The 14869-nt window shown below is 70.4% G+C and carries 1 protein-coding gene; it reads right to left on the bottom strand.

The window, feature by feature from the left end; genetic code table 11:
* Positions 1-10: 10 nt before the first annotated feature.
* Positions 11-14803 (bottom strand): type I polyketide synthase, encoded by a 14793-nt coding sequence (locus tag KHP12_RS00710; protein WP_211831234.1) that lies wholly within the window; start codon positions 14801-14803, stop codon positions 11-13.
* Positions 14804-14869: the final 66 nt, after the last annotated feature.

Raw genomic sequence — 14869 nt, 5'->3', positions numbered from 1 at the left:
TCCAAAAACATCAAAGGTCCGCGCCGCCCAGTGCCCTCTGGACGAGATCATCGACATCCATCGCGTCGAGCGCGCTATTCGTTCCTTCTTGCGGCGCCGACTCAGAAACGTTCTCTGAGGTGTGGGCGAGTTCCAGCAGGACATCCACTAGTCCGGCTTCACGGAGACGCGCGAGCGGAACAGAGGCCAACGCCTCGCGTATCCGGTCCTCTTCTGGGTCGCTCTGCTCGACCGCACCACCCTGCGGAAACATGCTCGTCTCCAGATGCGCGGCCAGTGCGGTGAGGTTCGGGTAGTCGAATACCAACGTAGTCGGTAGGTCCAGGCCAGTGATCGCGCCCAACGCGTTACGGAGCTGAACGGCCGTCAGCGAGTCGAACCCGAGCTCCCTGAACGACCGGTCGCTCTCGATGCTGTCAGGCGTCGTGTGCTCCAGGACCGCGGCGACGTGCTGCCGGACCAGCTTGCGGAGGGAACGCTGACGCTTCGCCGAGGAGAGCCCCTCCAGACTCGTACGCAGCTCCGCCGCGGCCGACTCGGCCGATGCCGGGTCCGAGGGCACCAGTGATGCGGGGGAAGGCGCCGTCTTGAGCAGTTCACTCAGCAACGGTGCCGGCCGAGCCCCCTTCAGCTCTTCCGCCAGGCGCTCCCATGCGGCATCGAAGACAAGGGCGAAGGTGTCGTCCACGTCAAGAGCGCGCTGCAGTGCGCAGATGGCCAACTCCGGGTTCATCGGGACCATGCCGCCCCGCCTCATGTGCTCTTCGAGGTCCCCGTCGATCGCCATGCCGCTTCCGGCCCAGGCGCCCCAAGCGATGGAGGTGGCCGGAAGACCATCCGCACGCCGCTGCAGCGCGAGCGCGTCCAAGAAGGCGTTACCCGCCGCGTAACTTCCCTGGCCGGGACCGCCCAACGTAGCCGCCACCGAGGAGAACAGCACGAACGCCGACAGGTCCATCCCGGCGGTCAGCTCATGCAGATTCCGCGCCGCGTCCACCTTCGGGCGCAACACCCCGGCCGCACGTCCCACCGTCAGCGCGTCGATCACACCGTCGTCCAGCACACCCGCCGTATGCACCACCACATCCAACGGGAACTCCGCCGGAATCCCGTCCAGCACCGCGGCCAGCGCCTCACGGTCCGCCGCGTCACACGCGGCCACCGTCACCCGGGCGCCCAGAGCCTCGAGTTCCGCCTTCAACCCGGCGGCACCCTCGGCCTCCATACCACGGCGACTCGTCAGCACCAGATGCTCGGCACCACGCCCCGCCAGCCACCGCGCCACATGACCACCCAGCGCACCCGTGCCACCGGTCACCAGCACCGAACCACGCGGACGCCAGGACGCCCGGCCATCCGCTTCCTCGGGCAAGGACGCACGCACCAGCCGCTTCACAAACACCCCGGAGCCACGCACCGCTACCTGATCCTCACCGTCCGCACCGGCCAACACCCCGGCCAGACGCGCCACCGTCCGAGAGTCCACGGTCTCGGGAAGGTCGACGACGCCACCCCAGCGCTGCGGATATTCCGCCGCGACGATCTGCCCCAGCCCCCACACCGTGGCCTGGGCAGGACTCACCAGCCGGTCGGAACGCCCCACCGACACCGCACCCCGCGTACCACACCACAGCGGTGCCACCACACCGGCGTCGCCCAGCCCCTGAACCAACCCCACCATCGCCGCCAGTCCGGCCGGCACCACCCCGAACGCGCCATGCCCCGACTCGTCCAACCCCAGGAGCGAGAGCACACCCACCGCCTCGGACGGCTTCAGCCCCGCCCCGTCAAGCCCCGCGCGCAGCCGCTCCGCCACCGTGCCACGATCGTCTTCAGACCTGTCCCACACCACCGGCACGACATCGGCGCCGCTCGCCTCCAGCCCCTTCACCGTGGCGGACACGAGAGCGTCATCGGCATGCGACGCGGGAAGGACGACGAGCCAGGCACCGGAGAGCGAGGCCTCGGCGGCGGACGCCATGGGCTGCCAGACCACCTTGTAACGCCAGCCGTCCACCGTGGCCTGCTCACGCTGCTGACGCCGCCACGACGACAGCGTCGGAAGCAACGCCATCAACGACGACTGCTGCGCCTCGTCCTCCACCGCCAGCGTCCGCGCCAGCCCCTCCAGGTCCTCGCGCTCAACGGCTTCCCAGAACCGGGAGTCCACGCTGTCGGCAGCGGTGGGGCCGTCTGCCACCTCTGCCTTGTCCTCCAGCCAGTAGCGCTGTCGCTGGAAGGCATAGGTGGGCAGCTCCACCCGCTGGGCGTCACGTCCGGCGAACAGCCGCTCCCAGTCGATGGTGACCCCGTTGACGTGCAGCTCGGCCAGCGCTGTGGTCAACGCCTGTGTCTCGGGACGGTCCTTGCGCAGCACCGGCACCACGACGGGAGCCGATTCCACCGCCGTCAGACAGTCCTGCGTCATCGCCGAGAGCACGCCGTCGGGCCCCACCTCCAGGAAGGTGGTCACACCCCGCGCCTCAAGCGCTCGCACCCCGTCCGCGAACCGCACCGCTTCCCGTACGTGCCGCACCCAGTACTCCGGGGAGCGCATCTCGTCGCCCTTGGCCGCCTCACCCGTGAGGTTGGAGACCAGGGCGATCGACGGTGCCTGGAAGGACAGCCCCTCGACGACCTTGCGGAAGTCGTCCAGCATCGCGTCCATACGCGGCGAGTGGAAGGCGTGGCTCACCCGCAGCCGACGCGTCTTACGGCCCCGCTCCGCCCACTGCCCGGCGATCTCCAGCGCCGCGGCCTCATCACCGGCGATGACGACCGCGGTCGGGCCGTTGACGGCGGCGATGCTCACCTCGGCCTCACGACCGGCCAGCGACGGAGCGACCTCCTCCTCCGACGCCTCGACGGCGACCATCGCGCCGCCCTCGGGCAGCGCCTGCATCAGACGGCCACGGGCGGCCACCAGCGCGCACGCGTCCTCCAGCGAGAACACACCCGCCACATGCGCGGCCGCGATCTCACCGATGGAGTGACCGATCACCACGTCCGGGGTCACACCCCAGTGCTCCAGCAACCGGAACAACGCCACCTCGACCGCGAACAGCGCCGGCTGGGTGAACGCCGTCTGGTCCAGCAAGTCGGCGTCCGCGCTGCCCTCCGCCGCGAACACCACCTCCCGCAACGGACGATCCAGCAGACCATCCAGACGCGCGCACACCTCGTCCCACGCGTCAGCGAACACCGGGTAGGCGTCGTACAGCTCCCGCCCCATGCCAAGACGCTGCGCACCCTGACCCGAGAACAAGAACGCCTTCAGTCCCGAAGCGTTCGCAACACCACGGACCACTGCCGGGGCGACCTCACCAGCGGCGACAGCCTCCAGGCCGTGCAGCAGCTCCGCACGGCCCGCGCCCGTCAACACGGCGCGGTACTCGAACACCGACCGCGTCGCCACCAGCGAATAACCTAGATCCAGCGTGCTCAGTTCCGGCCGGGCATTCAGATGTGCCAGCAGTCGCCGCGCCTGGGCACGCAAGCCGTCCGAGCTCCGGGCGGAAAGCGCCCACGGAGCCGTACCACGGTCGTCGGGCGCCGCCGCGTCGGCCGGTCGCTCCTGTTCGATGTCGGAAGGGGCCTGCTCGATGATGGTGTGGGCGTTGGTACCGCTCACACCGAACGCTGACACCGCGGCCCGGCGCGGCCGCCCGGTCTCCGGCCACGCGGTGGCCTCGGTCAGCAGCCGCACCTCACCCGCCGACCAGTCCACCTGCCGCGACGGCTCGTCCACATGCAGCGTCTTCGGCAGCACGCCGTACCGCATTGCCATCACCATCTTGATGACCCCGGCGACGCCGGCGGCGGACTGGGTGTGGCCGATGTTCGACTTCACCGCGCCCAGCAGCAGCGGCCGGCCCTCGGGGCGCTCCTGACCGTAGGCGGCCAGCAGCGCCTGCGCCTCGATCGGGTCACCCAGCGACGTACCCGTGCCGTGCGCCTCCACCGCGTCCACCTCGGCGGCCGACAGGCGGGCGTTCGCCAGCGCCTGCCGGATCACCCGCTGCTGCGACGGACCGTTCGGCGCGGTCAGACCATTCGACGCACCGTCCTGGTTCACCGCCGAGCCCCGGACCACGGCCAGCACCCGGTGCCCCTTGCGCCGGGCGTCCGACAGCCGCTCCACCAACAGCAGACCGACGCCCTCGGACCAGCCCGTGCCATCCGCGGCGTCCGCGAACGGCTTGCACCGGCCATCCGGCGCCAACCCACGCTGCCGGCTGAACTCCACAAAGGCGCCCGGCGTGATCATCACGGTCACACCACCGGCCAGCGCCATCTCACACTCACCCTGACGCAACGCCTGCGCGGCCTGGTGCAGAGCGACCAACGACGACGAACACGCCGTGTCCACCGTCACCGCGGGCCCCTCGAGACCCAACGTGTAGGAGATACGGCCCGACACGACCGATGTCGCGCTGCCGGTCAGCAACTGTCCCTCAAGACTCTCGGGGATCTCCCGCAGCCCGGTTCCATAGCCGGAGGTCGTGGTTCCGACGTAGACACCGATCTGGTTGCCACGCACGGATGCCGGATCGATACCGGCCCGCTCGAACGCCTCCCACGAGGTCTCCAGCAGCAGCCGCTGCTGCGGATCCATGGTGAGCGCCTCACGGGGCGAGATCCCGAAGAACCCGGGGTCGAACTCCCCCGCGTCATAGAGGAACCCACCCTCACGGGCGTAGAACGTCCCCGAACGGTCAGGGTCCGGGTCATACATCCCCTCGACATCCCAGCCGCGATCGGACGGGAAGGAGGAGATGGCGTCACCGCCGCTCTCCACCAGCTGCCACAGATCCTCCGGGCTGCGCACCCCGCCGGGGAAGCGGCAGCTCATGGAGACGATCGCGATGGGGTCGTCGTCCGCGCCGGACCCGGCCACGGCCCCGGACCCGGCGACGAGCGCCGGCGACGACGCGGTGCCCAGCACCTCGGTCCGCAGATACGCCGCGAGCGTGCCGGCGCTGGGATAGTCGAAGACCAGCGTGGCAGGCAGGCTGAGACCGGTCTCCGCGGCCAGCCGATTGCGCAGGTCGACCGCAGTCAGCGAGTCGAAGCCCAGATCGCGGAAGGCCCGGTTCGGCTCGACCATCTCGGCGGACGCGAAACCGAGCACGGCGGCGGCGTGCTTGCGCACCAGATCGAGCAGCGCCCGGTCCCGCTCCCCCTCGGTCAGCGGCTCGAGCCGCTCGCGCAGCTGCGCCCCGGCGGCCTCGGCCCTCTCGCCGTCGTTCCCCTTCGTCTCCAGCCGCTGGACCTCTTCCAGCTCGCTCAGGAACCGGCTGTGCCGGACTGCGGTGAACGCCGGAGCGAACCGCTCCCAGTCCACGTCCACCACCGTCACCAGACCGTCGTCACCGGCCACCGCGCGCTCCAGAGCGGCGATCGCCAGCTCGGGTGCCATCGCGGGCAGACCACGCCGCGCCAGCTGCTCCCCCGCGTCGCCCTGGGTCACCATGCCTTCCTCGGCCCACGGACCCCAGGCGACAGAGGTGCCCGCCAGACCCCGCGCACGCCGCCGCTCCACCAGCGCGTCCAGGAAAGCGTTTCCGGAGCCGTAGACGCCCTGCTCAGCACCGCTCCACACGGCGGAAATGGAGGAGAAGACCACGAACGCGTCGAGCTCACGGTCGCCGAGCAGTTCGTCCAGATTGACGGCACCCGCCACCTTGCCGGACACCGCCCGGGCCGCGTCCGCGAGCTCCGTCTCCAGCAGGGAAGCCGTCATCGTGACACCCGCCGCGTGCACCACCCCGGTGAGCGGCTGGTGCTCCGGTACGGCGTCCAGGACGGCGGCGAGCGCGTCACGGTCCGCCGCGTCGCACGCGGCCACCGTCACCTCGGCGCCCATGCCCTCCAGCTCCGCCTTCAACTCGGCGGCGCCCTCGGCCTCGAGACCGCGGCGGCTGGTCAACACCAGATGCTCGGCACCGCTGCGGACCAGCCAGCGGGCCACCTGGCCACCGAGCCCGCCCGTGCCACCGGTCACCAGCACCGTGCCACGCGCCCGCCACGAGATCTCCTCGCCGGCGGTCTCGGCCGACCGCACCAGACGACGCGCGAACACACCCGAGCCGCGCACCGCCACCTGGTCCTCGCCGCCCCCGGCGGACAGCACACCCGCCAGCCGCGCCACCGCACGCTCATCCAGCGACTCCGGCAGATCGACCACACCACCCCACAGCTGGGGCAGCTCCAGCGCGGCCGCCCGGCCCAGCGCCCAGACCATCGCCTGCGTCGGGCTGGTGAGCCGATCCGAACGGCCCACCGACACCGCGCCCCGCGTACCACACCACAGCGAGGCTTCGATGCCCGCCCGGACCACGGCCCGCACCAGCACCAACGTCAGGGCGTAGCCGCCCGACAGCGCCGGATATCCCGGGCAGGGCTCCTCGTCCAGGGCGAGCAGGGACAGCACACCACCCAGCTCGGGGGTCTCCGCTGCCGCCTCGCGCAGCCGCTCCGCCAGCACGTCCGCGTCGAGGTCCCGCTCGTCCACCGCGACCGGGACCACACCCGCGCCGTGCCGCTCGAGCCCGGCGACAACCCCCGCCACCAGCTCGTCGCCGGCACGGGACGCCGGGACGACCACCAACCAGGTCCCCGACAGCGAGCCGTCGGCGACGTCGGAGGCCGGCTTCCACGACACCTTGTAGCGCCAGCCGTCGATCGTGGACTGGTCGCGATTGTTGCGGTGGTACGCGGACAGGGCGGGCAGCACCGCGCTCAGCGGCGCCTCGCTGTCCACCGCCAGCGCATCCGCCAGCGACTCCAGATCCTGGCGCTCCACCACCTCCCAGAACCGCGCATCGACAGAACCAGCGCCATCGGCCGCACTTCCGCCGGGCGGCAGACCGAATCCATCGAGCCAGTAGCGTTCATGCTGGAAGGCGTAGGTCGGCAGCTCCACCCGCCGTGCACCACGGCCCTCGTACACCGTCCGCCAGTCAACGCCGACCCCGCTGACGTGCAGTTCGGCGGCCGAGGTCAGGAACCGCTCCAGGCCGCCCTCGTCGCGCCGCAACGTGCCCACGACCACCGCCCGCGCCTCAGCCGCCTCCACCGTCTGCTGCACCGGCAGGGTCAACACCGGATGCGGGCTCACCTCGACGAACACGCCATGCCCACTGCCGAGCAGAGCGCGCGTCGTGGCCTCCAGCTCAACGGTCTGCCGCAGGTTGCGGTACCAGTACTCCGCGTCCAGACCGGCGGTGTCCACCAGCTCACCGGACACCGTCGAGTAGAACGGCACCTCCGACGAACGCGGCGCGATGTCCGCCAGAACCTTCAGCAGCTCCTCGCGGATCGCCTCCACATGCGCGGAGTGCGAGGCGTAGTCCACCGGAACCCGACGGACCCGCACCTCCTCGCCCTCCAGCTGGGCCACCATCTCATCCAGCGCCCCCGGATCACCGGAGACCACGACCGAGCCGGGGCCGTTGACCGCCGCGACGGAAATCGCGCCGTCCCAGGCGGCGAGACGCTCCTTGGCCGCGTCCGCCGACAGGCCGACGGACACCATGCCACCACGGCCCGCGAGACCCGCCGCGATCGCCTGCGACCGCAACGCCACCACCTTCGCCGCATCCTCCAGCGAGAGCGCACCCGCCACACACGCCGCCGCGATCTCACCCTGACTGTGACCCATCACCGCATCCGGCACCACACCCACCGAACGCCACAGCCTCGCCAACGACACCATCACCGCGAACAACACCGGCTGCACCACATCCACCCGGTCAAAACCAGGAGCACCCTCAGCCTCGCGCAGCACATCCGTCAACGACCAGTCCACATACGCCGACAGAGCCGACTCACACTCGCCGATCGCCTCCGCGAACACCGGCGAGGACTCCAACAACCCCACCGCCATACCCACCCACTGCGCCCCCTGCCCCGGGAACACGAACACCGACCGGCCACGAACATCCGCCACACCACGCGTCACACCGGAGACCACCTCGTCCCCGGCCAGCGCGCCCAACCGCTGCAGGAGTTCCTCACGGTCCCCACCCGTCACTACACCGCGATGCTCGAACACCGACCGCGACGCCACCAGCGAGTAACCCACGTCCAGCGTGCTCAGTTCGGTGCGGTCGAGCAGGTACGACCGCAGCCGCTCCGCCTGGGCGCGCAGGGCTTCCGGGCTCCGGCCGGAGAGGACCCAGGGGGCGATGCCGTGGTCGTCGGTGGGAGCCTCGTCCCGCTCCGCCTCGGCAGGTACCGGGGCCTGCTCGATGATGGTGTGCGCGTTCGTCCCGCTCACGCCGAACGACGACACGGCAGCCCGACGCGGACGCCCCATCTCCGGCCACTCCGTGGCCTCCGTAAGCAGCCGAACCTCGCCCGCCGACCAGTCCACCTGCCGCGACGGCTCATCCACATGCAGCGTCTTCGGCAGCACGCCGTGCCGCATCGCCATCACCATCTTGATGACGCCACCGACGCCCGCCGCGGCCTGGGTGTGGCCGATGTTCGACTTCAACGCGCCCAGCAGCAGCGGCCGGCCCTCGGGACGTTCCTGGCCGTAGGTGGCCAGCAGCGCCTGCGCTTCGATCGGGTCACCCAGCGGGGTACCGGTCCCGTGTGCCTCCACGGCGTCCACGTCAGCCGGCGACAGACGAGCGTTCGCCAGCGCCTGCCGGATCACGCGTTGCTGCGACGGGCCGTTCGGAGCCGTCAGGCCGTTGCTCGCGCCGTCCTGGTTGATCGCCGTACCCCGGACCACGGCCAGCACCGGGTGGCCGTTCCGCCGGGCGTCCGAGAGCCGCTCCAGGAGAAGCATGCCCACGCCCTCCGACCAGCCGGTGCCGTCCGCCGCGTTCGAGAACGCCTTGCACCGGCCGTCGGCGGAGAGTCCTCGCTGACGGCTGAACTCCACGAACACGTTCGGCGACGACATCACCGTCACGCCACCGGCGAGTGCCAGCTCGCATTCACCCTGACGCAGTGCCTGAGCCGCCAGATGCAGCGCCACCAGGGACGATGAACACGCCGTATCCACCGTCACCGCAGGTCCCTCGAGACCGAACGTGTACGAGATACGACCGGACGCCACGCTGCCCGCGCTGCCGGTGCCGATGGAGCCCTCGAAGCCTTCCGGAGCGTTCCCCTGGAGACGAGTGGCGTAGTCGTTGTACATGACACCGACGAATACGCCGGACCGGCTGCCCTGGTTGGCGACCGGATCGATCCCGGCCCGCTCGAACGCCTCCCAAGAGGTCTCCAGCAGCAACCGCTGCTGCGGGTCCATCGCCATGGCCTCACGCGGCGAGATCCCGAAGAACACCGGGTCGAACTGGTCCGCGTCATGCAGGAATCCGCTGTTCCGGACGTAGTACGTGCCCTCCCGGTCGGGGTCCGGGTCGTACATCCCCTCAAGGTCCCAGCCGCGATTGGACGGAAACTCGGACACCGCGTCCGTACCCGCCATCACCAGCTGCCACAGTTCCTCGGGCGTCCGCACCCCGCCCGGGAAACGGCAGCTCATGCTCACGATCACGATGGGGTCGTCGTCCACCGGTGCACCGGGTCCGGCCACCTCCCCCAGGCCTGCCGACGAGACGACGCCGTCCCCGCCCAGAAGTTCGTCGCGCAGGTGGCCGACGAGTGCCATCGGGGTCGGATAGTCGAAAATCAGCGTGGCGGACAGTCGCAGGCCGGTCTCCGCGGTGAGCCGATTCCTCAGATCGACGGCCATCAGTGAGTCGAAGCCGAGTTCCTTGAAGGGCTGCCGCGTGCTCACCGTCTCGGGGGTGGCGTGCCCAAGGGCCGCCGCGATCTGAACGCGGACCAGCTCCAGCAGCATCTCGTCCTGCGCCGTCTGCGGCAGACCCACGAGGCGCCGGCGCAATTCGTCGGGAAGACTTGCGCTCTGCTCCGATCGCGCGGTACGGCGCGTCATCACGTGGGGCACGACGTTGCGGAAGACAGTGGGGAGTTCGGCGCCCTGCGCACGCAGCGTAGGGATGTCCAGCCGCAGCGGGACCGGCACGCTTTCGTCCGACACCAACGCGGCGTCGAACAATTCGAGCCCTTCCTCGGAGGTGAGCGGCACCAGACCCGACCGCGACACCCTGCGCAGGTCCTCCTCGCCGAGGTGTCCGGTCATGCCGCTGGCCTCGGCCCACAGACTCCACGCCATCGACACACCCGGCAGCCCCCGCGTCCGGCGCCAGGACGCCAGGCCGTCCAGGAACACGTTCGCCGCCGCGTAGTTGCTCTGCCCGGCACCGCCCAGCACACCGGTGGCCGAGGAGAACAGCACGAACGCCGACAGGTCCATTCCCGCGGTCAGCTCATGCAGATTCCACGCCGCGTCCACCTTCGCCCGCAACACCGGCTCAACCCGCTCACGCGTCAACGACGTCAGCAGCCCATCGTCGAGCACACCCGCCGCATGCACCACACCACTCAGACCAAAACCCTCCGGCAACCCCGACAACACCCCCGCCAGAGCCACACGGTCCGCGGCATCGCACGCCACGATGACCACCTCCGCGCCGGCGGCCTCCAGCTCCGCCCGCAATTCCGGCGTGCCCTCGGCCTCCGCACCACGACGGGACAGCAGCACCAGCTTCTCGACGCCGTGCCGGGCCACCAGGTGCCGAGCCACCAGGCCGCCCAGCACGCCCGTGCCACCCGTCACCAACACCGCACCCGAACCAAACCCAGCCGATTCCGGACCGGCCACAGCCGGCACCCGCCCCAGGCGCGGCACCCGCACCACACCGGACCGCACCACCAGCTGATCCTCGCCCAAGGCCAGCATCCCGGGAAGGAGATCGGCCACCCCCTCCACATCATCGGTATCCACCAGCACCAGGCGGCCGGGATTCTCCGCCTGCGCGGACCGCACCAGGCCCCACGCCGCGGCCCCCGCCAAATCCCTCACGCCAGCGCCATCACCCACGTCCACCGCGCCCCGCGTCACCAACACCAACCGCGCGTCCGAGGACTCCTGATCGGTCACCCACGACCTCACCCACTCAAAAGCCTCAAGCACCTCCCTATGAACCTCACCCACCACGTCCGCACCGCTGGAGACCACCCGCACAACCTCCACGTCCGGCACGGGCACCGCCCGATCCGCCGCGGGCGCGTTCACCCATTCCAGCCGGAACAACGCGTCCCGGGCCGCCCCACCCGCAACCCGCAGCTGACCAGCCTCGACCGGCCGCAACGCCAAAGACTCCACCGACGCCACCGCACGCCCGGACTCGTCCCCCACCACCACCGACACCGCACCCGAATTGCCCTCCGTCGCCGGCGCCAGCCTTACTCGCAGCGAGGAGGCACCGACCGCGCCGAGCGAGAATCCACGCCACGAGAACGGCAGCAGACTGCCCGAACCACCCGCCAGAGCCTCACTCACGCCCATCGCGTGCAACGCCGCGTCGAACAACGCCGGGTGCAAACCGAACTCACCCGCACGCTCCCGCTCCCCCTCCGGAAGCGACACCTCCGCGAACACCTCGTCGCCACGCCGCCACGCACGCTTCAGCCCCTGGAAAACCGGCCCATACTGCAAACCGTTCTCCGCGGCCCGCACATACTGCCCCGACACATCCGCGACCTCAGCCCCCGCCGGAGGCCACGCCCCGAAATCAAAGGAGGCCCCATCAGCGCCTTCGGCCGGCGCGAGCGCCCCACGGGCATGGCACGCCCAAGCCGCGCCCTCTCCCTCCGCCTCGTCCCGCGAGAACACACTCACCTCGCGGTAGCCGGAAGCATCCGCCTGGCCCACCTCGACCTGAAGGTGCACCCCGCCCTTCTCGGGCACGATCAGCGGCGTTTCCAGGATCAGTTCCTCAACCCGGCCACAACCGACCTGGTCGCCCGCCTGCAGCGCCAACTCCACGAGCGCCGTTCCCGGCAGCAACACGACGCCGTGCACGGCGTGATCGGCCAGCCACCCATGCGTGGCCAAAGACAACCGCCCACTCAGCACCACGCCGCCACCACTCGCCAGCGACACCACCGCACCCAGCAACGGATGCCCCAGCGAGCCCAACCCCACCGAAGCCACATCGCCCGCACCCGCGGGCACATCGAGCCAGTAACGCTCCCGCTGGAAGGCATACGTCGGCAACCCGACCCGTCGGCCACCACGCTCCTCCAACGCGGCGGCCCAATCCACCCGGACGCCATGGGTGAACAGCTCAGCGGCACTGATCAAGAATCGCTCAAGTCCACCGTCGTCACGCCGCAGCGTGCCGAGAACCACGGCCTCTGTCTGGGCGGCCTCGATGGTCTGCTGCACCGGCAGCCTCAGCACCGGATGGGGACTCACCTCGACGAACACCGAGTGCCCGTCGGCGAACAGCCTGCGGGTGGTGGCCTCCAGCTCGACGGTCTGCCGCAGATTCCGGTACCAGTACTCCGCGTCCAGCCCAGCCGTGTCCATCGGTTCACCGGTAACCGTCGAGTAGAAAGGCACCTCCGACGAGCGCGGCTCGATGTCCGCCAGGACCTTCAGCAGCTCCTCATGGACCTCCTCCACCAAGACGGAGTGCGACGCATAGTCGATGGCAACCCGACGGACCCGGATCCCCTCGCCTTCCAACGCCGTGAACAGCTCATCCAGCGCCTTCCCAGCACCCGCCACCACTACCGAACCGGGACCGTTGACCGCGGCCACGGACACGGCGCCGTTCCAAGCGGCGATACGTTCCCGCGCCTGGTCGATCGGCAGTCCGACCGACACCAGCCCACCACGGCCGGCCAGCCTCGCCGCGATCACCCGCGACCGCAACGCCACCACCTTGGCCGCGTCCTCCAGCGAGAGGGCACCCGCGACGCACGCCGCGGCGATCTCGCCCTGGCTGTGGCCCATCACCGCGTCCGGCTCCACACCCACCGAACGCCAGAGCCGCGCCAGCGACACCATCACCGCGAACAGCACCGGCTGAACGACGTCCTCCCGGTCATACCCGGGAGCACCGTCGACACCACGCAGCACCCCGGTCAGCGACCAGTCCACGTAAGGCGCCAACGCGGCCTCACACTCGGCCATCGCCTCCGCGAACACCGGCGAGGACTCCAGCAGTCCGACCGCCATGCCCACCCACTGTGCCCCCTGGCCCGGGAACACGAAAACGGAACGGCCGGGAGGCGCGCTCTCGCCCACCACCACGCCCGGATGAGCCGACTTCTCCGCCACCGCGGCCAAGCCCGCCAGCAGTTCGTCCCGGTCGCGGCCCACCACCACCGCTCGGTGCTCCAGCACCGACCGGGTCGTCACCAACGACAGCGCCACATCGGCCACACCGTACTCCGGGCGCTCCGCCACGAAATCCCGCAGCCGCCCGGCCTGGGCCCGCAATCCCTCCGCACCACGTCCGGACACCACCCAGGCCACCGGACCATCGACGCCCTCGGCCTCGGCGGCATCGACCACCTCGGCCTCCGGAGCCTGCTCCAAGAGCACATGTGCGTTGGTCCCGCTCACCCCGAACGAGGACACACCGGCCCTGCGCGGTGCCCCCGTCTCCGGCCACGGGGTCGGCTCGGTCAGCAGCGACACCGCTCCCGCCGACCAGTCCACGTGCTCCGACGGCTCCTCCACGTGCAGGGTCTTCGGCAGCACACCGTGCCGCATCGCCATCACCATCTTGATGACGCCACCCACGCCGGCGGCCGCCTGGGTGTGCCCCATGTTCGACTTCAACGACCCCAGCCACAACGGCCGGTCCGCCCCGGGGCGCTCCTTGCCGTAGGTGGCCAGCAGCGCCTGCGCCTCGATCGGGTCACCCAGCGTCGTACCCGTGCCGTGTGCCTCCACCGCGTCCACATCGGCCGCCGACAGGCCCGCGTTCCGCAGCGCGTCGCGGATCACCCGCTGCTGCGAGGGACCGTTCGGCGCGGTCAGCCGGCTGCTCGCCCCGTCCTGGTTGACGGCGGCGCCCCGTACCACGGCCAGTACCTGGTGCCCGTTGCGCCGCGCGTCGGACAGCCGTTCCAGCAGCAGCACACCGGCGCCTTCGGACCATGAGGTGCCGTCGGCCGCGTTCGAGAACGACTTGCAGCGCCCGTCGACGGCGAGTCCGCGCTGCCGGCTGAACTCGATGAACACCCCTGGTGTCGCCATCATGGCCACGCCTCCGGCGAGCGCCAGCGAGCAGTCGCCCTTGCGGAGGGCCTGCACGGCCAGGTGCAGCGCCACGAGCGACGAGGAGCACGCCGTGTCCACGGTCACCGCGGGACCTTCGAAGCCGAAGGTGTAGGAGATGCGGCCGGAGGCGACGCTTCCCGCGCTGCCGTTGCCGAGGTGGCCTTCGAGGCCCTCGGGGATCGACTGGATGCGGGAGCCGTAGTCGTTGTACATCACACCGACGAACACGCCGGTGCGGCTGCCGCGCACGGACGCCGGGTCGATTCCCGCCCGCTCCAGCGCCTCCCATGAGGTCTCCAGCAGCAGCCGCTGCTGCGGATCGGTCGCCAGCGCCTCCCGCGGGCTCATGCCGAAGAACGCGGCGTCGAAGCCGTTCGCGTCGTGCAGGAACCCGCCCTCACGCGTGTAGCTCTTGCCCGGCTTCTCCGGGTCCGGGTCGTACAGGTCCTCGTCCCATCCCCGGTCCACGGGGAAGGTGGAGATGGCGTCAGTGCCCGAGGCGACCAGCTCCCACAGGTCTTCCGGCGATTCCACGCCACCCGGATACCTGCATCCCATGCCGACGATCGCGATGGGTTCCGTGTCCCTGTCCTTGAGTTCCCGCAGCTCTTGACGAGTCTCATGCAGACTGGCCGTCGCGCGCTTGAGGTAATCGCGCAGTTTGGTGTCGCTCACTGCCTCTTGTCACTCCTCTGAGAACCCCGGGACAGGGGGTTGAAAGCCTTCGGCCGGTAACTTCCA

It is taken from the genome of Streptomyces asiaticus (assembly GCF_018138715.1).
Taxonomy (GTDB): domain Bacteria; phylum Actinomycetota; class Actinomycetes; order Streptomycetales; family Streptomycetaceae; genus Streptomyces; species Streptomyces asiaticus.
The sequence above is the reverse complement of the archived record's forward strand: the minus strand, read 5'-3'. Positions and strand labels throughout refer to the sequence as shown.